This is a genomic window from Desulfotignum phosphitoxidans DSM 13687 (genome assembly GCF_000350545.1).
GTDB classification, from domain to species: domain Bacteria; phylum Desulfobacterota; class Desulfobacteria; order Desulfobacterales; family Desulfobacteraceae; genus Desulfotignum; species Desulfotignum phosphitoxidans.
Map to the genome: position 1 here is coordinate 742,466 of NZ_APJX01000001.1, position 23,473 is coordinate 765,938.

Sequence of the window (23,473 nt, forward strand, 5' to 3'; positions counted from 1 at the left end):
ACTGGCGTAAACCGCGTGGCGGCCCTCCAGATCTTGAAACACTCTTTGAGCTTCGTTACAGCCTTTGCTGCGGGCGCGAAGGATGCCGCCGGCGCGTCATGCCTCCATCGGTCAGGTTTTGGGACCGCCGGGTGTATTGGGCTCCTGTGATTTTGTTGCTCACCGCCATTCGTCAGGGAAAAAATCCGGATGCAACCTTGGAACGTCTAAAGGGGATTTGCGGAGTTTGGAGATCCACTGTCAATCGCTGGAGGGATTATTTTTTAGAAATTTTTCCAGACAGCTGTGCCTGGCGCCGCCTTTCGGGTCATTTTCTGGAAAGGAAAAGGGGTCGCCTGATTCATGACCTGTTATCCAGCTACTATCGGGAGATACAGCCACCGGAAGCTGCAATGGTCAAGTGTCTCCAAGTTCTTGCTATGGGACCTTGAAAGCCAGGATATTTGAGGATCTTCTCCGTTGATCGCCGATCACGCAGAAGTTGGGCTGATTCCAGGAGAGAATCAATTTGTTACAAGGTGTCAACTCACGGTTTTGCCCCCGTTTATCTCCATGGTGGAGTCCGGAGGAAGCAAAATCGAAAGGAGAGACACCATGAACAACACGCAAGCGCCTATTTGGCGACGCTGGGGACAATTTCGTTTCTCAGTGATTGGTGAACTGTTGTCCAGCCCGCCTGCCAAGGGGCAACTGCAGCAGGCTATTCAACGGCTTTCACAAAAAATCTATCAACACCCCATTGATGAAGACCAGAGATTCACACTGGGTGCATCGACCATTGAACGGTGGTATTATAAAGCCAAAGAGGTTGATGATCCGGTAGCTGTTCTGGGGCGAAAACCTCGATCCGATGCCGGGATACGCTGGTCCATGCCCCAAGCACTGCTGGATGCTTTAAAAGCCCAGTATCAAAAGTATCCCCGCTGGACTGCGCAATTGCACTACGACAACCTGAAAGTTGTGGTGCAGGAAAAGCCTGAATTAGGAAAATTGCCCAGCTACAAGACTGTATTACGGTGCATGCGGGATAACGGTTGGTGGAAATCCCGTGAACCGGCCCAGCCTTCGCCCGGGCAAGTACAGGCTGCCAGGCACCTTGAAAACCGGGAAGTGAGAGGGTTTGAAATATCTTTCCTTCACGGCCTTTGGCATCTTGATTTTCACCATGCAAAAGTTCGCATTCTTGATGCATCCGGGAACTGGCTTCAGCCCATGGTACTGGCGATCCTTGATGACCATTCCCGTATTTGCTGTCACCTGCAGTTTTATCTGGCCGAGACTGCGGAGTGTCTGGTCCATGGGCTGGTCCAGGCTTTTATGAAACGGGGGCTGCCCAGGTCATTGATGACCGATAACGGATCGGCAATGTTGGCAGAGGAAACCACACAGGGTCTTGCCCGTCTGGGCATTGATCACAAAACCACTTTGCCTTACTCCCCCTATCAAAATGGTAAGCAGGAAGTCTTCTGGGGCCAGCTTGAGGGACGTCTTTTGGAGCTGGTACGCAAACATAAGGACTTGAAACTGTCCTTTTTAAATCAGGCAGCCCAAGCCTGGGTTGAACAAGATTACCATCGCAGATTCAACCGGGAGATACAATCAACCCCTTTAGACCGCCTTCTTAACGGTAAAAGCGTCGCCAGAAATGTCCCGGACAGTGAGGGCCTCCGCCTTGCCTTTACACGCAGGGTGACTCGGAAACCCAGGCGCAGTGATGCTACCGTCGCTGTTGGCGGCATTCGCTATGAACTGCCTGCCAGGTTCGGCCACATGGAATCGGTTGCCTTACGGGCTCCCGGCTGGGATAGAAGTCAGTTGACTCTGGTAGACCCCGGGACCGATGCCCCCCTTGCACAGCTGGCACCCCAGGATAAAACGGCCAATGCGTCAGGAAAACGCCGGGTGATTTCCCCTGAAATCTCCCTGACAGATCCTGTTGATACACTTGAATACCCGGCACTGCTAAAAAAGTGGATGGCCGATCACGCAGCCACCGGACTGCCGCCTGCTTATTTGCCCAAGGAGGAAAACACCATTGAATAACATTGATATTAAAAGCCTGTATGGCCTCAAGTATAATCCTTTTTTGCCAAACATTCCTGAGGAGGCTCTTTATATGCTTCCCGGCTCAGAGACGTTTGAGCTTCGTATCCGTTCCATGGCCCGACAGGGCGGCTTTGCTTTGATTACCGGAGAACCCGGATTGGGCAAAAGCAAGACCCTGCATAAAATGGCTTACGGCCTGGAAAAAGTCCCTGATCTTGCCGTCGGGGTTATGCAACGTCCTCAAAGCAGGCTGGGAGATTTTTACAGGGAGCTTGGAGAACTGTTTAATGTAGCGCTTTCACCTGCCAACAGGTATGGAGGCTTTAAGACCCTTCGAGAACGCTGGATACATCATTGCCAGAGCACTTTGTTTAAACCGGTTCTGCTCATTGATGAGGCCCAGCATGTCTCTGACGAATGCCTGACAGAATTAAGAATCCTTCAAAGCCACCAGTTTGATTCACAAAACCTTTTGTTTACGATACTTTGTGGAGATAACAGGCTTCCTGAGAGATTTCGTTCACCGGAACTGTTGCCTTTGGGAAGCCGGATCGGCCCTAGATTGGTTCTTGAACCGCTTACTCCGGATCAGTTGCAGGAATACCTTCATTTTGCACTGGATCAAGCAGGAAACAGCCAATTGATGTCCGAAGAATTGATACGGACTCTGGCCGGTCATGCCGCCAACAATCTGCGGATTCTCAACCAGATGGCTGCAGAGCTTCTTAATACTGCCGCAGTGAAAGAACTGCCAAAAATAGATGAGGCCTTATTCTTCCAATTGTTTTCACCCAGCCGATCCAGACCCAAACGGAATTGATTTTTTTCCAGACAACCACCCAAAAAATAATAGGAAGACAATATGAGTATTTATGATGATCCTGATATTACATTTGAGGAAATTGCCATAGAATTAGGATATCTGATGCGCGACATAGCCGTTACTGGACTTAAAAGTTTGAATCGGGAATATCGGGAGTTCAGGAAATTCCAAATGGAACAGGATGCAAAGCAAAATCCCATAGACCACGACGAGTGGAAATAATGAATATGCCCGGACTTCATGGTCCGGGCACATACCCATGGAAAGAATTTTATGGAAAATCTGTAATTATTTTAACCATCGCTTCACCTTGGCTGTCCTTGATGAATCAACAGGCAGATGGCCAGTCGCCTTTTCTCTTAAAAACATCCCCTATCTTAAAGCCGAAAATGCCGGCGGCAGACACATCCTGATTAAACCGGATTCTGCCATCCAGCCTTATTACTTTCTTGCAGACGATTTAGACAGCGACCTGCTTACCCGGCATCACCAATTAAAACCGAAAGTTTTTAAACCCGGCAGAATGGTCATAGAAACTTCGCCCGGCAATTATCAGGTATGGATTCATAGCTCTCGTCCCCTTGACCTTGCTGAAAAACGGTATTGGCTGGAAAAAATGCACAGCGACCCCGGCGCAGACCCTAAAAATAGATGGGGGAGGTGCCCCGGGTTCAGGAACAGAAAGGAAAAACACAAAACGCCTTCGGGACAGTACCCATTGGCAAAACTTGTATGGGTTGATTGGAAACGCCAGGCGAATATCCCTGAAATAAAACTATCCTCCTGTTCTCAAAAGGCTTTTTCCCATCAACCCCGGGGGGGCGTGTGTCATAAAAACAATATTACCCGGCCCCTTTATGATAAAGGTAATGAATCCGCCACTGATTTTGCATATGCTTTGGCTCTCTATCGAAGAGGATTTATCCGAACGGAAATCTACAATCGTATTATCCAGGAAAGACAGGATTGGCGTAATCATGCAGGTGAACAAAAAAAAATACATTATCTGACGAGGACTTTATTGAAAGCAGAAAAAATTATTGGCTGAAATCGGAGGCATTTGGTTTTTGATCTCGCCCTGCTTTATCGTGAAAATTCTCAGAAAGAATGATTCTAATTGCCGCTTCTTCTCGTTTTTTTACCTTATTCAAAACTTCCGCTTATACCTTAAAAAAACGGCCGATGAGCGCAGCGCATCCCTCATCTTTGTTGACCATCTATCCATCAACTTGCGAGTCCGCGCTCATTTTACTGCGGGCGTCCATCCCGACCTTCATCGATATTCATACGAAATTCCCGGATCAGGCAGTGATGATTCTTTCGGACAAGATCCAGATCGGCCAGATTCTGATGAACTTATGCACCAATGCCGCCCAGGCAATGGAAAAGACGGGGGGGCTTCTTGAGATCAGGGTGGAAACAAAGATTTTGCCGGAAGGGGCTGTTGAAGACTGTCCGGCCGGGAAGTATGCCGAGATGACGGTGAAAGACAACGGCCCTGGAATTGATCCCGGCATCCTGAGCCGTATTTTTGATCCCTATTTTACCACCCGGGCAGTGGGAAAAGGGTCCGGCCTGGGACTGGCCGTTGTTGATACCATTGTTAAAAATCACAAAGGGACCATTACCGTTCAAAACCGGTCGGAAGGCGGGACCCTGTTTACGATGCGCTTCCCCATGGTGGAACAAAAACCCGAGACAAAGATCAAATCCATGAATGATTCGTTTCATGGCACGGAGCGAATCCTTTTTGTGGATGATGAGGTGAACATTGCCGAGATGGCTCAGGAAGCATTGAAATTGTTTGATTACAGGGTCGAAGCCATGTCAGACCCGGAAGATGCCCTGGCGCTGTTTAAATTGAACCCCGGCTATTTTGATGCGGTCATTACGGATATGACCATGCCCAAAATGACGGGTGCGAAACTGGCTGAAGAATTGATCCGGATCCGGCCCGATATCCCCATTGTTCTGTGCACGGGCCACAGCTCCCTGATTGATGAGGAAAAAGCCCGGCAACTGGGAATTGCGGCCTATATGATGAAACCGGTCTCCATGTCGAAAATTGCCGAAACCATACGAAAACTGATGGATCAAAAAAATTAACCCCTGTTTTTTAAAGGAGTGTCCGCGATGGTATTAATGAACGTCATCAAATCAGGAGGATATATCATGATGTTGAATGAACTGGCCAATCAGGTGATAAAACTGAAGCGTTTGCGAACGGAAGATGTCCGGCGAAACAGAACCAGAAATCTGGTCCTGGGGGCCGGTATCGGCTCCGTGGTGGGCGTTGCCGCCGGCATCCTGTTTGCCCCGAAATCCGGCAGAGAAACCCGGCATCTCATTGCCGACCGGACCGGTCAAACCTTTAAAAATCTGAAAGACAATGTGGCGGCCACCAAAGAGAAAATCGTGGCTTCGGCTAAGGAAACCAAAGAAAAACCTTCAGAATAGAAGGAGGCCATTTTTATGCAAGGTTCCATTACCTGGAATGAACTGGGCGTATTTATTATTTTTGTGTTTTTTGCAGTGGCCGGCGGCTATGCCGTTATCACGTTGAAAAACGTGAACCGGCTTGTCAAAGAAGCCGCAGGTCTGCTGCAAAAAAACAAAGACCAGTTGAACGAGATTATTCCCAATATTCATGAAATTTCAGTGAATACAAAAAGCATGAGCAAGAATTTAAAAAAAAGTGTTGAAGAGGCGGGAGAGGCCGTCCGGACGATTTCCCATGAAACAACGGATACGGTATTGACCATTACTGAAACGGCGGATTCCCTGGCAAAATATGCCCTGGTGATCGGAGAAATCGTTCAGATAGTGGTCAATATGTTTTCATCCAGTGAGAAAGGAGCAAAATAAAAATTTTTGAAATCCTTCAAAAAAGTCCGGACCCCTGCCTTTCAGGAAAGGATCTGAAAATGCAAAAAGCGTTTATAAACGTATTTAACAATGTCCTGGGATCGGTGCGTGAACCCCTTCTGGTACTGGATAACAGTCATAAGGTGGTTGGTGCCAACCCGTCTTTTTACAAAAATTTCTGTGTCACCCAGGAAAATACGGAAGGTGCATTGATCTATGATCTTGGCAACGGGCAATGGAATATCCCCAGACTCAGGGAATTGCTGGAAGAGGTGCTGCCCCAGAATTGTGTATTCAATGATTTTGAAGTGGAACATTCTTTTGAAAATATCGGCCTGAAGATCATGCATCTGAATGCCAGAAAAATCAACCTGAAATCAATCGATGCCCAGCTGATTCTTCTGGCCATCGAGGATGTGACCGAGCGGGAGCATTATAAGCGGAACCTTGAAGAGATTGTGGAAGCCCGCACATCTGAACTTGCCCTGGCCAGACAGGCGGCGGAAAAAGAAAAGGAAACCGCAGAAACAGCCCTGCTGGAAATACAAAAGCTGAAAAAGCAGCTGGAAGGGGAAAAAGCGTATCTGACCGAAGAGATCAAACTGGAACACAACCATGAAAATATCATCGGTAAAAGCGATGCACTCAAATACGTGCTCTATAAGGTCGAACAGATTGCCGCCACCCATACCACGGTCCTGGTTCTGGGCGAAACCGGAACGGGAAAGGAACTTGTGGCCCGGGCCGTTCATCACAGCAGTCCGCGCAGAAAAAGGGCTTTGGTCAAAATCAACTGCGCCGCATTGCCGGCCAACCTGATTGAAAACGAATTGTTCGGTCATGAAAAAGGGGCGTTTACCGGTTCCAGCGCCAGGCAGCTGGGACGGTTCGAGATTGCAAACGGGGCCACGCTCTTTCTGGATGAAATCGGAGAACTGCCCCTGGAGTTGCAGGGCAAACTGCTTCGCGTGATCCAGGACGGGGAGTTTGAACGCCTGGGCAGCCCCCATACCATCAAGGTGGACGCCAGGATCATTGCCGCCACCAATCGGAATCTGGAACAGGAAGTAAAAAAAGGCAATTTCCGGGAAGATCTCTGGTACCGGCTGAATGTGTTTCCCATTACCATGCCGCCCCTTCGGGACCGAATAGAGGACATCCCGCTTCTGGTGGCTTTTTATGTCAAAAAAATTGCCAGGCGCCTGGGTAAAGATACCCCCATTGTTCCCAAACTGATGATGGATACATTTTTAAATTATGACTGGCCGGGAAATGTCCGGGAGCTGGAGAATATTCTGGAGCGTGCCGTGATCATTTCGTCAGGCCCGAAACTGCGCATGGTGGATGATTTTAACAAGCCGCTGGCTTCTTTAGGCAACACCCATAAAATAAAGGAATCAAAAACACTGGAACAAGTGGAACACGACCATATTGTCCAGGTTCTGGAACAGACCAACTGGAAAGTCAGCGGGAAAAACAGTGCAACCCAGATTCTCGGACTCAACCGCAGCACCCTGCGCGCCCGGATGCGAAAGCTGGATATCATAAAACCCTGAACGGCCATATTTGGCCTTTGGTAATATAAGGAAACCCTTGAGATGAAAATTTTATTCATTTACCCTGAATTTCCGGATACGTTCTGGTCTTTCACCCATGCCTTAAGCTTTATCGGAAAAAAAGCGGCTTTTCCGCCGCTGGGATTGATCACTGTGGCGGCCCTGGTGCCTGAAAACTGGGAGAAACGCCTGAAGGATACGAATGTGGAGCGCCTCAAAGACAAGGATATTGCCTGGGCCGATCTGGTGTTTATCGGCGGCATGGCCGTTCAGCGCACATCCACCCGGCAGATCATCGATCGCTGTAAAACATTGAATGTCACGGTTGTGGCCGGCGGGCCGCTGTTTACTTGTGAACCCGAAGCGTTCATGGACGTGGACCACCTGGTGCTGGATGAAGCAGAACTGACCCTGCCTGAATTTTTGTCGGATCTTGGCAACGGCCGGGTAAAAAAAATATACCGGGCCGACGGATTCTGTGATCCTGATGACACCCCCGTGCCTTTGTGGGGGCTGTTAAACATGAAACGATATGCATCCATGAGCTTGCAGTTTTCCAGGGGCTGCCCCTTTAACTGCGATTTCTGTAACGTGACGGCCTTGTTCGGCCACATCCCCCGGTTAAAAAAAGCCGACCGGATCATCCTGGAACTGGATCATATTTATGCGGCAGGCTGGCGGGGCAGTATCTTTTTTGTGGATGATAATTTTATCGGCAATAAAGGGTATTTAAAAAAACATCTGCTCCCGGCCCTGATTGACTGGCGCAAAGATAAAAAAGGCTGTGTGTTTTTTACGGAATCCTCCATCAATCTGGCGGATGATCCTGAACTTTTAGACATGATGGTAAAAGCCGGGTTTGATTCCGTGTTCATCGGCATTGAATCCCCGGATGAGGTCAGTTTGGCCGAATGTCATAAAATTCAGAATAAGAACAGAAATCTTCTGGAAAGCGTGGGCATCATCCACCGGTCCGGGATGCAGGTCATGGGCGGTTTCATTGTCGGGTTTGACAGTGACGGGCCGTCCATTTTTCAGCGCCAGATCGATTTTATCCAGAAAAGCGGCATTGTCACGGCCATGGTGGGCATGCTCCAGGCCATTCCCGGAACCCGGCTGTTTGACCGGCTGCAGCAGGAAAGTCGGGTGGCACAATCCTTTTCCGGGGACAATGTAAACGGCACCACCAATATCATCCCCAAGATGGGCATGGACAATCTGCTCAACGGATACCAGGCCATCATGAAACAGATCTATCAGCCGAAAAACTATTACCGCCGGATCAGGACCTTATTGCTGGAGCTCAAAGCCCCTGAAATCGTAGCGCCGATTGATTTTCAGCGGTTTCTTTCCTTTTTCAGGGCCGGGTTGCGGCTCGGGGTTTTCGGAAAAGAACGGTTCCACTACTGGAATCTGATTGCCTGGACCCTGGTCCGAAAACCAAAACTGGTGCCCACAGCCATCACCCTTTCCATTTACGGGTATCATTACCGGAAAATCTGCGAGCGGTATATTTTTGAAAAGAAACGCGTATGACAATGACACCGAAACAGGATGAAGAGATCAAGTCCATTGCCGTCATCGGCAATTATCTGCCCCGGCAGTGCGGCATTGCCACCTTTACCAGCGATCTGGTGGAAGGATTGTCCTCTTTGTCGCCGAACATCGATTGCTGGACGGTGGCAATGAATGACACATTTAAAGGATATCCCTACCCTGAAAAAGTCCGCTTTGAAATCAACCAGAACATTTTGGCGGATTACGGGGTTGCATCCCAGTTTTTAAATATCAGCGAGGTTGATATCGTCTGCATCCAGCATGAATTCGGTATTTTCGGCGGCGCTGCCGGCAGTCATCTGCTCAAACTGCTGGGCGACCTTCACATGCCCGTGGTGACAACGTTGCATACGGTGTTAAAAGACCCTGCCCCGGAATACCGGGATGTCATGTGCAAACTCAGTGATCTGTCGGACAAACTCGTGGTCATGAGCCATAAGGCAAAAGGGTTCCTGGAAGATATCTATGGGGTCCCCCGGGAGAAAATCGCCTTTATCCATCACGGGATACCGGACATGCCCTTTATCGATTCCAGCTTTAACAAAGATAAATTTGAAGTGGAAGGCAAAAAAGTATTGCTGACCTTTGGCCTTTTGTCTCCGAGCAAAGGCATTGAAACCGCGTTGCAGGCCCTTCCCGCCGTCCTTAAAAAACATCCGGATGTGGTCTATATCATTCTGGGCCGCACCCATCCCCATGTCTTGAAATCTGATGGGGAAGCCTACCGGATCATGCTCCAGCAGATGGTTCACAAACTGGGGATCAACCGGCATGTCATTTTTCAAAACAGTTTTACGGCCTTGCGGGAACTGGGTGAATTTCTCGGCATTGCCGATCTGTATATCTCCCCATATCCTGAAGAGGCCCAGATTACCTCCGGGACCCTGGCCTATGCCATGGGAACGGGCAAGGCCATTATTTCAACCCCGTATTGGTATGCCGTTGAAATGCTGGCGGACGGCCGGGGAAAAATCGTCCCCTTTAAAGATCCAAACGCCCTGGCGGAACAGATCAATACCCTTCTGGACAATGACGGCCAACGGCATGCCATGCGCAAAAAAGCCTATACCTTTACACGTGAAGCCGTGTGGAAAGAGGTGTCAAAGCGCTATCTGGAGGTTTTCAAAGAGGTCCGTCAAAACCGCATCCGCCATCCGCGGCCCAGGTATTCCTATATTAAAAACGTTGAGGCCATCACCCGTTTCGATCTGCCCGAGATCAAGCTGGATCATCTCAAGGCCATGACCGATGACACAGGTCTTTTCCAGCATGCCAATCATACCATCCCGGACAGGGCCCATGGATACTGCACGGATGATAATGCCAGGGCCCTGCTGACGGCTGTTTTGGGGCAAAAATACCTGCCGGCCAACGGATTTGGCCTGGATGCCCTGGCCGGCCATTATCTGGGGTTTCTTTTATATGCCTTTGATGAAAAAAAAGGCCGGTTCCGCAATTTTATGGACTATTCCCGGCAGTGGGTGAAAGAGACCGGGTCTGAAGATTCCCATGGCCGGTCGCTCTGGTGCCTGGGAAAGGCCGTGGCCTATCTGGAAAATCCCAGCCACATGGCCGTGAGCACGGTGTTGTTCAAAAAGGCCCTGGGGGTTGCGGAACATTTTTTTGCCCCCCGGGCAGTGGCGTTTACCCTCATCGGTCTGGATGCCTACCTGGGCAAATTTTGCGGGGACAGCAATGCCAGAAGGATCAGGGATATTCTGGCGGACCGGCTGTTTGTCCAGTTTAAAGATCATGGGACCACAGACTGGCCCTGGCCTGAAGATGGTTTAAATTATGCCAATGCCAAACTGCCCCAGGCCCTGATTTTGTCCGGAAAAAAGATGCAGCGCAGCGATATGGTGGATATGGGGCTTGTTTCCCTGAAATGGCTTCTGGCCATCCAGACCCATGATCATCATTTTGCGCCCATCGGCAGCAACGGCTGGTATCAGAAAGGGGAAAAAAGGACCCGGTTCGACCAGCAGCCCATTGAAGCCAAAGCCATGGTCGATGCCTGTGTGGACGCCTATAATATTACCCGGGACCGGCAGTGGTTTGAACACAGCGTCATGAGTTTTAACTGGTTTCTCGGGCACAATGATCTGAATATGCCCCTGTATGACCCCAGGACCGGCGGTTGCCGGGACGGGCTCATGGTGGACGGCATCAACCAGAATCAGGGGGCCGAATCCACGCTGGCATGGCTTTTATCCTTGCTGAACCTGCAAAAGCTCTATGCCGATGAAATACTCAACCAACCGCCGTTATTCCAGTCCCCGGATATTAAATAACGGCCATGCCCTGCTGGGCACAACAAATTATGAAAGCTGTTAGCTTTTAGCCGACAGATATTGGCTTAAAACTTAAAACTTAACACTTAAAACTTTCATATAAAAGGAAACCTGATGCGCATTGCCATGCTGTCCCCCATTGCCTGGCGGACGCCGCCCGTGCACTACGGCCCCTGGGAAAAAGTGGCCTCCCTTTTAACGGAAGGCCTGGTGAAACGGGGCCTTGATGTCACCCTGTTCGCCACAAAAGATTCTTTGACCCATGCTACCCTGCATGCGGTTTGCGCGAAAGGATATGAAGAAGATCCCACCATCATCCCAAAGGTGTCTGAATGCCTTCATATTTCCGAACTGTTTGATCATGCCGACGCATTCGACATCATTCACAACCATTTTGATTTTCTGCCCTTAACCTATACCGGCCTGACCCGCACCCCCGTGGTCACCACCATCCACGGGTTTTCATCACCAAAAATCCTGCCGGTGTTCAGAAAATACAATAAAAAAACCTTTTATGTGTCTATCAGCGAGGCTGACCGAAACCCGGATCTCGACTATATCAGGACCATTCATCACGGGATTGATCTGGCGGAATTTGATTTTCAGCCCCATCCTGAAGATTATCTTTTGTTCCTGGGCCGGTTCCACCCGGACAAGGGGGCCAAAGAGGCCATTGCGGTTGCCCGGGCTTCGAACAGAAAACTGATCATGGCCGGGATCATCCAGGATGAGACCTATTTCAATGCACATATCAAACCGGTGATCGATGGGGACCAGGTAACCTATCTGGGAAGCATCGGGCCGGAAAAAAGAAATGAGGTGCTGGGCAAGGCCGCAGCGTTGCTGCATCTCATCAATTTTGACGAACCCTTCGGCCTGAGTGTCATTGAATCCATGGCCTGCGGCACCCCCGTGATTGCCGTCAACCGGGGCAGCATGCCAGAACTGATCCGGGACAAGGAGAACGGGTTCCTGGTTTCCAATATTCAAGAGGCAATCCGTGCAGTTGACCGTATCAGCGGCATTGACCGGGCATTTTGCCGGAAAACCGTTTCCGATCATTTCACGGTTGATCATATGGTTGATAACTATATCCGGGTGTATGAAAAGATCTGTGAAATGACAAAGCGGGAAGATCACCGGCCCTGGGGATTTTACCGGATTCTTTCCGATGAAAATACGTTTAAGAATAAAAAAATAACGGTGTATCCGGGAAAACGCTTGAGCCTCCAGCGTCATCAGCACAGGGATGAACACTGGTTTGTGGTCAGCGGAAAAGGCATCTGCACCCTAAATGGCGCAGAAAATAGGCTTGTGGCCGGACAATCCATAAATATCCCGCGCCAATCCGTTCACAGAATTCAAAATGACGGCATAAAAAATCTCGTATTTACGGAAGTTCAGACCGGCGATTATTTTGGTGAAGATGATATTGAACGCCTGGAAGATGATTTTGGCAGAAATTAACACACACAAAGGGGGGGACATGAAAGCCGAAAAAGAGATCATTACGCGCTGTGCACACAATCCCATCCTGACAAGAAAGGATGTCCCCTATCCCGTGGCAACGGTTCACAATGCCGGCGTGGTCAAATATCAGGGGCAGTATATCATGCTGTTCAGATCCCATCTTTACAACGGGCGTTCCATCATCGGTCGGGCGGACAGCAGGGATGGATTTTCATTTACCGTTGCCCCGGAACCCTTTTTAATCCCGGCTAAAGAGGGTGTTTTTGCCGAGTATGAAGCATTCGGCGTCGAAGATCTGCGCATCAATCCCATGGGAGATGAATTTTGGCTCACCTACAGTGCCTATTCTTGTCACGGGGTCTGTATTGCCCTGGCCAGGACGACTGATTTTAAAACGGTTGAACGCATTGCCCTGATCACCCAGGCGGATCTGCGCAACGTGGTCCTTTTTCCTGAAAAAATAAACGGCCGGTATGTGCGACTGGACCGGCCCCATTCGGAAATATCCCCCTGGTCCATCTGGATTTCCTACTCCCCGGATCTGGTGCACTGGGGGGATTCAAAAGTGATTATAAAACCAGTGGCCTATCACTGGGATGAGATGAAAATCGGGCCCGGGGCCCCGCCCATAAAAACCGGTAAAGGCTGGTTGAATATCTATCACGGGGTGTTCAAAACCATGTCCGGAACCGTGTACCGGCTCGGTGTTGCCCTGCATGACCTGGATGACCCGGCAAGAATCATCGGCGTTTCCGATGACTGGATCCTCCAGCCCGAAGACTTCTGGGAAAGGGTCGGCTATGTTCCCAATGTGGTGTTTACCTGCGGTGCGGTTCCGGAAGAGGACGGTACGGTGAAAATTTACTGGGGAGGTGCGGATACGGTCATGTGTGCGGGTACGGCAAAGCTTGACGATCTAGTGTCTCTTTGCATCTCTTCTCCCCGGCCGGCCATGTGACAGACGTCACAAAAGGGCAATGGGTCATATATGACTGTTGCTTTTATAATTTTGTATTTACTTTAAGGAAATTCGTATATGAAGGCAAAACACCGTCTGAAACTGAAAGTGACAAGAAAACCCAACAAGATCATCGGGGATATCTCCCGGGTCATTACACGGCCCCATCTGCCGGATGATTCCCATCGCATATCCAGAATTATCGGGCGGATCATGGATCTGCCCGATGCGTTTGCCAATGATCTGATGACAAAAATACTCAAAGACTTTTCAGGCCGGCACGAAGACCTTCATCATGTTTTTGAAAAGCACCTGGACCGGGTAAGGGATTTTTTGCCCGAGCATGTATTACTCAAAGATGTTCAAAAGGAATTGATCGGTGCTTATTTTACAAAAGAATATGCCATAGAGTCGGCCGCACTTTTCAACCCGTCCATCGTGCCCCATCCGGATCAGACCGACCTTGAAAAAGGCAGCCTCAGGTTTGTCATGAGTCTGAGGGCCACGGGTGAAGGCCATATTTCTTCCATTGTGTTTCGAAGCGGAATTCTTGACCGGCACAACACCTTTTGTTTTGATCCGGTCAGTGAGTTTGTGGAAACCCCGGATTTAAAACAGGATTCTGTCTACAACCGATCCGTTTTCCAGAGAAAGCTGGATGAAATGAAGGCCAACAACGAAATCAGCACCTATATTCTCGGCCGCCTGCCCGAAGAATTCCTTTTTAAGGAACTTATCGAACAAATCCGTATCCTCAACGCAAATCCGCAATTTTCTGCAGCCAAACAGAAAACAACTTTTGGTTTTATGACCTGGCTTGCAGATTCCAATTATGAAGTGGACTTTCACAGCGATCACAGAATTTCCGAACGGGTCATCTTCCCGGTTTCGAGAAATGAGAGCCGGGGGATTGAAGATGCCCGGTTTGTGCAATTTTTCGATGATAACCAGGAGGTTACCTATTACGCCACCTATACGGCTTATAACGGGGTGACCATTTTACCCCAGTTGATCGAAACAAAGGATTTCATTCATTTCAAAATTCTGACACTCAACGGCAAGGCGGTCCAGAACAAGGGCATGGCCCTTTTCCCCCGGAAAATAAAGGGTCAATATGCCATGCTTTCCCGCCAGGGAGGCGAAAACAACCATATCATGTTTTCAGACAACCTGCATTTCTGGCAGACTTCCGAAGTGATCCAGGAACCTGAATACCCCTGGGAATTTTTCCAGATCGGCAATTGCGGATCACCCGTAGAGACTGATAAAGGCTGGATCGTACTGACCCACGGGGTCGGGCCCATGCGCCAGTATTGCATCGGCGCCATCCTGCTGGATCTGGAAAACCCGGCACGGGTCATTGCCCGCCTGGATGAACCGCTTTTGGCCCCCAATGAGAAAGAACGGGAGGGATATGTCCCCAATGTGGTCTATTCCTGCGGTTCCATCATTCACCAAAAGGAACTGGTCATTCCATATGCCATGTCTGATGTTAATTCCGGTGTGGCAACCGTTGAAGTCAAAAAATTGATACAGTGTATGCATGCCGTCATGTAACCCATAAAAAAGGAGAAAAAGATATGAAAAAAGCAGCCGATAAAAATGCAATAGGCAAAAATGCACATCCGCCTGGATATTATGGCAGGAAAATGATGAGTGCCTCAGATTGGGCAGGATCGCAAATCCAGAAATGGCAGAGAGAAGAAAAAGAAAGAAAAAATCTTGAAGATTTTTCACAAAAAAACTGCATCTGCATATCTCGCGGTGTGGGCGTCGGGGCTCTGGAGGTGGCGGAATTTTTGTCGGAAAGGACCGGATATCGTGTGATTGATAGAGAAATAATGGAATATATGGCAAATGATTCTACTTTGACTGAAAAGATCATTGAATTTTATGATGAACGGGTTCCGGGAAAGATGAGAGAATTGCTTGCAGCGCTCTCCATTGAAAAGAAATTCTTCAAAAACGATTATATTCAGCAGCTGGCAAAAACGGTTACCGCACTGGCACATGCTGAGCCGACGATATTTGTGGGCCGGGGAACCCACTTGATTCTGCCCCGTCATACGATTTTGTCCGTACAATTGATATGCAGCAGGAATCGCCGGATTGCGAGACTGTCAAATATGCTGGGTGTTGATGAAGGCGAAGCCGAGAAAAGAGTAAACATCATGGATGATGAACATCATGAATTTTTTAATGCCGTTTTTCTCAGGGAAAAAATTGCATCTGATGAATTTGATCTGGTCATTAATATGGATTTCTTTGATTCAGAATACCCGGTGGCTCAAATCATTGCATGTGCATTTGAACAAAAATTTTAAACTATTTGAATGCTAAAACCCACAGACGTTGATGAGAGATAAGGAAAATCCAAATAAAGGTCACAAATGTTCGCCAGAGGAAAGGAGGTGATTAAGATGCCGGATAAAGATGGCACCGGACCAAAAGGTCAGGGACCCAAAGACGGTAAAGGCAAGGGTAAGGGTAAGCGTACCGGACCTGGTCAGGGACCGATGACCGGGGGAAAAAAAGGAACCAAAAAAACAACCCAAAAATAAGTCGGAGTACTGGACTTTCAACCCGCAGATTCAAATGACCACCGGCGTTACACCGGTGGTCATTTGGTAGTAAAAGCCATTCGTTTGTCAGTTGTGGCATAAAGCTTGCTATTACCATTTCTGATTAATGGTGAATTCGTTTTATAAATTTTTAAACAGGAGCAATGTTATGCAGCGCTATATGTTTCAGATGAGTTTTATTCTGGCGCTTGTTTTTGCCGGGATATGGTCGACGGGAACGGCATTCGCAGATAAACCAGAAAGGGGTAGCGATAAAAATCGGGAGAATCACAGATACGAAGAAAAACGTGAAAATCACAGATACGATAAAAAGCAAGAGAACGACAGAGATGAAGAAAGACGTGATAACCACAGATATGACAGGACGTCTGGGCAGGGGTCCTATGACGGGACAACCGGAAATGGAGACCGGAAGAGCGGGTACTTCAGCGAAAATAAAAAAAAGTTCATCCACCAATATTATTCCGATCGATTTCGAAAAGGGCACTGCCCGCCGGGTTTGCTCAAAAAGGACAACGGGTGCCTCCCCCCCGGTCAAGCAAAAATGTGGAAAAAAGGGCAACCGCTTCCCAGAGAAGTGATCTTCTATGATCTTCCGTCAAGCATCCTTGATCAATTGGGAGAGCCGCCACCGCAACACCGCTTTGTGCGCGTGGCCCGGGATATCCTGCTGATTTCGACAGGAACAGGAATCGTGCTGGACGCTTTTGAGGATATCGGCCGGTAAAAAATAAGGATAAATATGGGACAATATCATTTAAAAAACATGTTCAACCCCCGCCACATCGCAGTGGTGGGGGCCAGTAAGAAAAAGGGAACCATCGGCCATGCGCTGATGACAAATCTGATCGAGGGCGGATTTTCAGGAAAGATTCTGCCGGTGAATCCCAAATATAAAACCTTACAGGGTCATGACTGCGTAAAATCGGTCCGTGATCTGATGCCGGGGGTGGATCTTGCCATTATTGCCACCCCCATTCACACGGCCATTGATATTGTGACAGACTGTGTCGAAAAAAAGATGCGCAGTGCGATTATTATTTCAGCCGGCGGCAGGGAAGTGGGGGACCAGGGCCGAAAGATCGAGGATCAGATCCAAAAGATTGCCTATGACGGCGGGCTTCGTATCCTGGGGCCCAACTGCATGGGGCTGATCCGGCCGGGCGTGAACCTCAATGCCGGGTTTGCCTCGGACATGCCCCGGGCCGGAAACCTGGCCGTTGTCTCCCAGAGCGGTGCCATATGCGGCGCCATTCTGGATATGGCTGCCAAGGAACGCATGGGATTCAGCCATTTTATAAGCATCGGGTCCATGCTGGACATCGATTTCGGCGACATGATCGATTATCTTGGAAATGATTCTTCGGCAAAAAGTATTTTATTGTATATTGAAAACCTGACCCATGTCCGCAAATTTATGAGTGCGGCCCGTTCCGTATCACGGGTGAAACCCATTATCGTGCTGAAATCCGGCAGGAGCCCTGCCGGTGAAAAAGCAGCAGCGTCTCACACCGGTGCCATGGCAGGAGAAGATGCCGTGTATGATGCCGCCTTTAAGCGGGCCGGGATCGTGCGGGTGGACTCCATTGAAGAACTCTTTGACTGTGCCGAGCTGATGGCCAAGCAACCGCGTCCCCGGGGCCCCAGGCTGGCGATCCTCACCAATGGGGGCGGGCCCGGTGTCATGGCGGTGGATACTCTTGCCGGATATGGAAAAGCACCTGAACCGCTGGACCCTGAAACAATCCAGGCCCTGGATGCGTTCCTGCCGCCTTTCTGGAGCCGGGGAAACCCCATCGATATCCTGGGGGATGCAACGGCAGACCGGTTTGGCCAGGCCCTTTCAGCCTGCTTTAAATCAAAAAATCTGGATGGGGTCCTGGTCATTTTCGCCCCCCAGGCCATTGCCGATCCTTTACCCGTGGCAAAGATGCTGGCATCTGCCGTCAGCGGGCGCGAATACCCGGTCTTTGCCTGCTGGATGGGCGGGGAAAGTATTGAAAAGTCGGTGGCGGTTTTGAATGACGCCGGGGTTCCGACCTATGACACACCGGAACGGGCGGTCCGTTCCTTTTTATATATGGTGGAATATGCGGCCAATCTTGAAACACTGATAGAAGTTCCCCCGAAAATGACCCGGAATATGGAATTTGATCAAAAAAAAGCCCGCAGCCTGATCGACGGGGTCAAGGAGGGCTTTATGCCGGAAGCCGATGCCGTGGAAATGCTCACGGCCTATGGTCTGCCTGTGATTACGGCAAAAACGGCCGTCACAGAAGCCCAGGCCTTGGGTATGGCCGGGGAAATCGGATTTCCGCTGGTCATGAAGCTTTTGTCACCCGATATCACCCATAAAACCGATGCCGGGGGCATCTGTCTGGATTTGCGGAGCAATGAAGATGTCAGCCGGGCCTATCAGCAAATTATGTCATCCGTTTTACAGTATAAACCGGATGCAGAAATTGAGGGCGTGACCCTCCAGCCCTATTTTTCCAACCCGGATTTTGAAATTTTAATGGGGGCCAAGCGGGATAAGGGGTTTGGTCCCGTGATCCTGTTCGGGATGGGCGGAATCTTTACGGAAGTGCTTAAAGACCGGTCTCTGGGACTTCCGCCCATGAACCGCCTTCTGGCCTTGCGGCTCATGCAGGAAACCAGGGTTTACACCCTGTTAAAGGGATATCGAAACCGGCCTGCCGCGAATATGGAGAAGCTCGAAGAAATGATTATCCGGCTTTCCCAGCTTTTGATCGATTTCCCTCAAATTGCCGAGCTGGACATGAACCCCGTCCTGATCAAGGATGGCAGTCCCGTGGCAGTGGATGCCCGGATACGGATTTCCCCGACAGATGTCTGTTCTTCTCTTCATCTGGTGATCAGCCCCTACCCTGAAGAAGATGAATCCCTTATGCGCAGTACGGACGGTCTTAAAATTTTCATCCGGCCGGTCAAGCCCGAGGATGCCCCTTTGTTTACGGCATTATTCAAAACATTGACGCCCACAACGATTTATTATCGGTTTTTCGGGGCATTAAAGGGGTTGAACCCTGAGCTGCTGGCCCGGTTCACCCAGATCGATTACGATCGGGAGATTGCCCTGGTGGCCCTGGATGAAACGGCTCAAACCGATGACAGCATGCTGGGGGTTGCCAGAATCATCGGTGAACCCGATGGAAAGACGGGTGAATTTTCCGTCCTGGTGGGGGATGCCTGGCAAGGCAAGGGAATCGGGTCGAGCCTTTTGGAAAGATGCCTGGCCATTGCACAGAAACAGGGGTATGAAACGGTTCACGGGATTGTTCTGAGGGAGAACAGAAATATGCTGGCCCTGGGGAAAAAGCTGGGGTTTGAGATTGAAAAAGATCCCGACTCCTGTGACTGCAACCTGGTGATTCATTTCGGAAAACAGAACCTGAAACCAGAGGGCTTATCTCATTGAAAAAATCGTTTTCCGTTGCATCCCTGGCAGGCAAGGCGCAGGAAGTGCCGGCAAAAAATTCAGCTGAGGTTTGACAAGGATAATATGGCCGGAATCCGTTTTGTTCCTGGCAATCAGATCACATTGCTGGAGAATGGCGAAACATACTTCCCGGTCATGGAAGCGGCACTGGACAGGGCAAAACATGAGATTTTTCTGATCAGCTATATTTTTCAAAATGACACCATCGGACGGCGTATTGCAGACGTGCTTAAGCGGGCTGCGTTGCGCGGGGTGAAAACCTGCGTGCTGATTGATGGATTCGGTTCGGACAATCTGCCGGAAACCATGGTCGCAGACCTCAATGCAGCCGGTGTGATGGTGATGAAGTTCCGGCCCGGGATATCTCCCTGGACATTTCGGCGCCGGAGGCTGCGTCGGTTGCACCGGAAAATTGTGATTGTTGATCAGACCGCGGCATTCGTGGGAGGCATAAATATTCTCGATGATTTTGATACCCCCGATCAGCCCTCGCCCCGGTATGACTATGCTGTGCATGTGGAAGGACCGCTGGTCCGGGATATCCTTGTGTCCACCCAACGGTTGTGGTCCCGGGTGATCCAAACCCGTCTTCGTATCCGGCCCCGTTTCAGCACCCGGGACCGGGACCAGGACCGGCAAGCGGTTTTTCCCGAATCAGGCGGCCGTATGCGCGCCGCTTTTCTGGCGCGGGATAATATCCGGCACCGACGTGATATTGAAGATGCCTATATGCAGGCGATTGAACAGGCACAAGTGGAAATCATCCTGGCGAATGCCTATTTTTTTCCCGGATCAAAATTTCGTCGTGCGCTTGTGGATGCGGCCGGGCGCGGTGTCCGGGTGGTTTTATTTTTGCAGGGAAAAAAGGAATACCGGTTATTGTATTATGCATCCAAAGCGCTGTACGGCAGTTTTCTGGATGCCGGGATTCAAATCCATGAATATCACAACAGCCTCATGCACGCCAAAGTTGCTGTGATTGATGAACAATGGTCGACAGTGGGATCTTCGAATCTTGACCCGTTCAGCCTGCTGCTTTCACTGGAGGCGAATGTGGTGGTGGATGATAAAAAATTTGCCGGGACCTTGAAACGCAGCCTGGAAAAGGCGATGGCTGCCGGAGCGTGTCAGATCCGACCCAATCGCTGGAAACGCCAATCCATTCGGCTTCGTATGGTGAGTTGGCTGTGCTATGGCCTGGTCCGGTTCATGACAGGAATGACGGGGTATGCGCCGGGCAAGGATTCCGGATAGGTCATATATGGCCATTTGACCATATGCGATCTATTTTTATGATGGTTTTCTTCTCCGGCCATGATCCATATAACGTGAGGGGTATTTTAAAATGAGATCTGACCATGAATAAACTCAAGCAAATTTGGAGCAATCTGCGGTCAAGCTTTTGGTTTGCACCTTCGCTGATTGTTGCCGTCAGCATCGCCATTGCGGTGGCTTTGGTTGAAGCGGGTTCCATTGGAAGTGACCAATGGCTGGCCCGCTGGCCGCGCCTGTTTGGCGTCGGTGCGGAGGGCGCGCGCGGGATGTTGTCCACGATTGCCGGCTCGATGATGACCGTGGTGGGGGTCACGTTTTCGATGGTTCTGATGACGTTGGCGCTGGCTTCGAGCCAGTACACCTCGCGCATCCTGCGGAACTTCATGCGTGACCGCGTCACACAGGTCGTTCTCGGAATTTTCACGGGAATTTTCACCTATTGCCTGATTGTATTACGCACCATCCGCGGTGGCGAGGAGAGCGGGTTTATTCCTAACATAGCCGTGTCTTTCGGTGTCCTTCTGGCAATCGGCGGCATCAGCGTCCTCATTTTTTTCATTCATCACATCGCTTCTTCGATCCAGGCTTCGACCATCATCGCCTCGGTTGCTGCCGAAACCATGGTGGCCGTTGACCGGCATTTTCCAGACAAGCTTAGAGACGGACAGGGTGACGGCGAGGAGGGTCAATCACCGCTCCCTCTGTCGGGGTGTCGCTGGCAGGCAGTCGCAGCCAGGGGGAATGGGTATATCCAAAACGTGGATATTGCAACACTCCTGCGTTTGGCGCGGGAACACCAGACCATCGTGCGGATGGAACGAAACATCGGTGCGTTTGTGGTCCAGGATACCACGCTGGCCTCGCTCGCTTTGAAGGACCCGCCGGAAAAAGAGCTCATCGTCGACCTGCAGTCGGCATACAGCATCAACCGGTACCGCATGGTGGAACACGATCCTGCTTTCGGCATCCGACAGATCGTGGATATTGCGCTGCGTTCACTTTCTCCCAGCATCAACGACACCACCACGGCCGTGATGTGCGTGGATTATCTGACGGCGATTCTGGCGCGACTGACGTCTCGGAAAATACCCGCCTCACGCCACTACGAGGAAGGGGAACTGAGGATGATCACCACGGGACCGACCTTTGAAGAATTGCTGGCCGAATCCTTCGATCAAATTCGAAGCAGCGCCACAGGCAATGTCGCCATCATGTTGCGGATTCTCGGGGCGCTTGAAACCATCGCCGGTCTGACGGCCAGCCCGGGCCGTCGACAGGCGCTTCACGATCAAGTGCGATGGATCAGTGAACTGGCTGAACGCACCCTCGAGTCGGCCCATGACCGTGCAAGGATCGATACGCGGATAGCGCGCGTGTGCAAAGCGCTCGAAGCGTAATCTGCTTTATGCTCAGGTAATGGAAATTGCTGAATAATCGGCATGGTTTGAAAAGGATATAAAATTTGCCGACAAACTCAATATCTACTACGATGAGGTCATTTCAGTGCTTGGCAACGCCGAATCCATTTTGCTTTTTGGTCCTGGAGAGGCAAAGGGTGAACTGAAGAAACGTTTGGAAGAAACCAATCCCACTCGCCGCATCGAGGCAGTAGAGACAAGTTGATCAGATGACAGATCGTCAGATTGCAGCGAAAGTCCGGTACAAAGGGGGTATCTAAAAAGGTCATATCTGTCCAACGGTCATATATGCCCCTCTTTCCGATGCAAAAAAAGACGGACATGGAGTGCCTTTTTCCCTGATTATTGTTAAAAATCAGGATGATGGGTCCGGACCGTTGCGCGTTGAAGCCTCGGCACAAAAAATGCAATCTAAAGTATTGAATCAATCGACCCCTCCGGAAAAGTATTCCCGGGAATATAAAAAAAACCGACAAAATGAGGCATATTTACGACAAGAGTGAAAGTGCATTTCCACGTCCTGTTATGCAGCAATGTCACATTACCCTGACTCCCGGGTTTGGGAGCCCTAACCGTTAATGAAAGAAGGAGAAAAATCATGAAATTCAATTTGAACCATCGAGCCGTTCTGGCAATCCTTGGGCTATTTGTCCTGGGTTCGGCTGCATCCGTGCAAGCAGAAACGAATACGGGAAACATGACCGTTACCGCCAATGTTGAAACTGCCTGCACGATAAGCGCGAGTCCGATGGCGTTTGGCACCGTGATACCCGGGATCACCAAGGAAACCACGGCCACCGTCACGGCCAACTGTACGAACGGGACCCCCTACACGCTGGACCTGGGCGACGGCCTCAACCACATCACCACCGGCGGCACGGGTGCTGAGTACCGCAGGCAAATGGCGTCGACCACCTTCCGGCTGCCCTATGTGGTCTACATTGATGCGACCCGGGCCACAGAGATTGGTGCCACGGCGGTCGCGCTCAACAACCTGCTGACCACGACGGTGGGCAACGGTGAGAATCAGGACGTCATGATTTACGGACGGATAAAGGCTGCGGAAACCGCCACTCAGGAACCCGGGACCTATGCCGATACCGTGATCGTCACCATCTCGTATTAAGATGTGGGTGCAAGAACCGATAACACGCCCGGTACCCCCGGCCCGC

At 50.2% G+C, this 23,473-nt stretch carries 20 protein-coding genes; all 20 read left to right on the forward strand.

Annotated elements, in window-relative coordinates; all coding sequences use genetic code 11:
• Positions 1–594 precede the first annotated feature (594 nt).
• The 20 genes from DPO_RS03500 to DPO_RS03590 all read left to right on the forward strand — a co-directional run bounded on the left by DPO_RS03500 (position 595) and on the right by DPO_RS03590 (position 23,427).
• Positions 595–2,043: an IS481 family transposase gene (locus tag DPO_RS03500; RefSeq protein ID WP_006964246.1), complete on the forward strand. Its 1,449-nt coding sequence runs from the start codon at positions 595–597 to the stop codon at positions 2,041–2,043.
• On the forward strand, positions 2,036–2,866 hold the full coding sequence (locus tag DPO_RS03505) for an ExeA family protein (RefSeq protein ID WP_040011414.1): 831 nt from the start codon (positions 2,036–2,038) through the stop codon (positions 2,864–2,866). The genes DPO_RS03500 and DPO_RS03505 overlap by 8 nt, the downstream gene beginning before the upstream one ends.
• A gap of 42 nt (positions 2,867–2,908) precedes the next feature.
• The gene (locus tag DPO_RS03510; RefSeq protein WP_006964244.1) at positions 2,909–3,091 is read left to right on the forward strand and encodes a hypothetical protein; all 183 of its coding nucleotides are present in this window, start codon (positions 2,909–2,911) and stop codon (positions 3,089–3,091) included.
• Positions 3,092–3,128: 37 nt separating this feature from the next.
• Entirely contained in the window at positions 3,129–3,917 is a 789-nt protein-coding gene (locus DPO_RS03515) for an integrase (protein WP_006964307.1), read from the forward strand.
• Positions 3,918–4,051: 134 nt separating this feature from the next.
• A complete protein-coding gene (locus DPO_RS03520; RefSeq protein ID WP_160166885.1) occupies positions 4,052–4,975 on the forward strand; it encodes a hybrid sensor histidine kinase/response regulator in 924 nt (307 codons plus the stop codon).
• A gap of 66 nt (positions 4,976–5,041) precedes the next feature.
• Positions 5,042–5,326 (forward strand): YtxH domain-containing protein, encoded by a 285-nt coding sequence (locus DPO_RS03525; protein WP_201765589.1) that lies wholly within the window; start codon positions 5,042–5,044, stop codon positions 5,324–5,326.
• A 15-nt stretch (positions 5,327–5,341) separates the two neighbouring features.
• Positions 5,342–5,734 carry a DUF948 domain-containing protein gene (locus DPO_RS03530; RefSeq protein WP_006964310.1) on the forward strand — a complete coding sequence of 131 codons (393 nt, stop codon included), beginning with the start codon at positions 5,342–5,344 and terminating at the stop codon, positions 5,732–5,734.
• Positions 5,735–5,793: 59 nt separating this feature from the next.
• Positions 5,794–7,290 carry a sigma-54 interaction domain-containing protein gene (locus tag DPO_RS03535; protein WP_006964311.1) on the forward strand — a complete coding sequence of 499 codons (1,497 nt, stop codon included), beginning with the start codon at positions 5,794–5,796 and terminating at the stop codon, positions 7,288–7,290.
• Between the two features lie 42 nt (positions 7,291–7,332).
• Positions 7,333–8,826: a B12-binding domain-containing radical SAM protein gene (locus DPO_RS03540; protein WP_006964315.1), complete on the forward strand. Its 1,494-nt coding sequence runs from the start codon at positions 7,333–7,335 to the stop codon at positions 8,824–8,826.
• Positions 8,823–11,138, forward strand: a complete 2,316-nt coding sequence (locus DPO_RS03545) for a glycosyltransferase family 4 protein (protein ID WP_006964316.1) — start codon at positions 8,823–8,825, stop codon at positions 11,136–11,138. The genes DPO_RS03540 and DPO_RS03545 overlap by 4 nt, the downstream gene beginning before the upstream one ends.
• A gap of 114 nt (positions 11,139–11,252) precedes the next feature.
• Positions 11,253–12,605: a glycosyltransferase gene (locus tag DPO_RS03550; protein ID WP_006964317.1), complete on the forward strand. Its 1,353-nt coding sequence runs from the start codon at positions 11,253–11,255 to the stop codon at positions 12,603–12,605.
• Between the two features lie 19 nt (positions 12,606–12,624).
• Positions 12,625–13,566 (forward strand): glycoside hydrolase family 130 protein, encoded by a 942-nt coding sequence (locus DPO_RS03555; RefSeq protein WP_006964318.1) that lies wholly within the window; start codon positions 12,625–12,627, stop codon positions 13,564–13,566.
• 78 nt (positions 13,567–13,644) lie between these two features.
• Positions 13,645–15,123: a glycoside hydrolase family 130 protein gene (locus DPO_RS03560; protein WP_006964319.1), complete on the forward strand. Its 1,479-nt coding sequence runs from the start codon at positions 13,645–13,647 to the stop codon at positions 15,121–15,123.
• 23 nt (positions 15,124–15,146) lie between these two features.
• Positions 15,147–15,890 (forward strand): cytidylate kinase-like family protein, encoded by a 744-nt coding sequence (locus DPO_RS03565; protein ID WP_006964320.1) that lies wholly within the window; start codon positions 15,147–15,149, stop codon positions 15,888–15,890.
• Positions 15,891–15,977: 87 nt separating this feature from the next.
• Positions 15,978–16,127, forward strand: a complete 150-nt coding sequence (locus tag DPO_RS25480) for a hypothetical protein (protein WP_160166886.1) — start codon at positions 15,978–15,980, stop codon at positions 16,125–16,127.
• 169 nt (positions 16,128–16,296) lie between these two features.
• The gene (locus DPO_RS03570; RefSeq protein ID WP_006964322.1) at positions 16,297–16,875 is read left to right on the forward strand and encodes a hypothetical protein; all 579 of its coding nucleotides are present in this window, start codon (positions 16,297–16,299) and stop codon (positions 16,873–16,875) included.
• Between the two features lie 15 nt (positions 16,876–16,890).
• Complete coding sequence (locus DPO_RS03575) at positions 16,891–19,587, forward strand: bifunctional acetate--CoA ligase family protein/GNAT family N-acetyltransferase (protein WP_006964323.1); 2,697 nt, start codon at positions 16,891–16,893, stop codon at positions 19,585–19,587.
• Positions 19,588–19,671: 84 nt separating this feature from the next.
• On the forward strand, positions 19,672–20,862 hold the full coding sequence (gene clsB, locus DPO_RS03580; RefSeq protein ID WP_006964324.1) for a cardiolipin synthase ClsB: 1,191 nt from the start codon (positions 19,672–19,674) through the stop codon (positions 20,860–20,862).
• A 104-nt stretch (positions 20,863–20,966) separates the two neighbouring features.
• Positions 20,967–22,280: a DUF2254 domain-containing protein gene (locus DPO_RS03585; protein WP_006964325.1), complete on the forward strand. Its 1,314-nt coding sequence runs from the start codon at positions 20,967–20,969 to the stop codon at positions 22,278–22,280.
• A 619-nt stretch (positions 22,281–22,899) separates the two neighbouring features.
• Positions 22,900–23,427, forward strand: a complete 528-nt coding sequence (locus DPO_RS03590; RefSeq protein WP_006964326.1) for a Csu type fimbrial protein — start codon at positions 22,900–22,902, stop codon at positions 23,425–23,427.
• The last annotated feature ends 46 nt before the right edge of the window (positions 23,428–23,473 follow it).

Bases quoted from the DNA above. Each gene is read 5' to 3' on its own strand.
- DPO_RS03515 (WP_006964307.1), top strand. From the start codon at position 3,129: ATGGAAAGAATTTTATGGAAAATCTGTAATTATTTTAACCATCGCTTC.
- DPO_RS03540 (WP_006964315.1), top strand. From the start codon at position 7,333: ATGAAAATTTTATTCATTTACCCTGAATTTCCGGATACGTTCTGGTCT.
- DPO_RS03590 (WP_006964326.1), top strand. From the start codon at position 22,900: ATGAAATTCAATTTGAACCATCGAGCCGTTCTGGCAATCCTTGGGCTA.
- DPO_RS03545 (WP_006964316.1), top strand. From the start codon at position 8,823: ATGACAATGACACCGAAACAGGATGAAGAGATCAAGTCCATTGCCGTC.
- DPO_RS03585 (WP_006964325.1), top strand. From the start codon at position 20,967: ATGAATAAACTCAAGCAAATTTGGAGCAATCTGCGGTCAAGCTTTTGG.
- DPO_RS03555 (WP_006964318.1), top strand. From the start codon at position 12,625: ATGAAAGCCGAAAAAGAGATCATTACGCGCTGTGCACACAATCCCATC.
- clsB (WP_006964324.1), top strand. From the start codon at position 19,672: ATGGCCGGAATCCGTTTTGTTCCTGGCAATCAGATCACATTGCTGGAG.
- DPO_RS03500 (WP_006964246.1), top strand. From the start codon at position 595: ATGAACAACACGCAAGCGCCTATTTGGCGACGCTGGGGACAATTTCGT.
- DPO_RS03565 (WP_006964320.1), top strand. From the start codon at position 15,147: ATGAAAAAAGCAGCCGATAAAAATGCAATAGGCAAAAATGCACATCCG.
- DPO_RS03550 (WP_006964317.1), top strand. From the start codon at position 11,253: ATGCGCATTGCCATGCTGTCCCCCATTGCCTGGCGGACGCCGCCCGTG.
- DPO_RS03530 (WP_006964310.1), top strand. From the start codon at position 5,342: ATGCAAGGTTCCATTACCTGGAATGAACTGGGCGTATTTATTATTTTT.
- DPO_RS03525 (WP_201765589.1), top strand. From the start codon at position 5,042: ATGATGTTGAATGAACTGGCCAATCAGGTGATAAAACTGAAGCGTTTG.
- DPO_RS03560 (WP_006964319.1), top strand. From the start codon at position 13,645: ATGAAGGCAAAACACCGTCTGAAACTGAAAGTGACAAGAAAACCCAAC.
- DPO_RS03520 (WP_160166885.1), top strand. From the start codon at position 4,052: ATGAGCGCAGCGCATCCCTCATCTTTGTTGACCATCTATCCATCAACT.
- DPO_RS03575 (WP_006964323.1), top strand. From the start codon at position 16,891: ATGGGACAATATCATTTAAAAAACATGTTCAACCCCCGCCACATCGCA.
- DPO_RS03510 (WP_006964244.1), top strand. From the start codon at position 2,909: ATGAGTATTTATGATGATCCTGATATTACATTTGAGGAAATTGCCATA.
- DPO_RS03570 (WP_006964322.1), top strand. From the start codon at position 16,297: ATGCAGCGCTATATGTTTCAGATGAGTTTTATTCTGGCGCTTGTTTTT.
- DPO_RS03535 (WP_006964311.1), top strand. From the start codon at position 5,794: ATGCAAAAAGCGTTTATAAACGTATTTAACAATGTCCTGGGATCGGTG.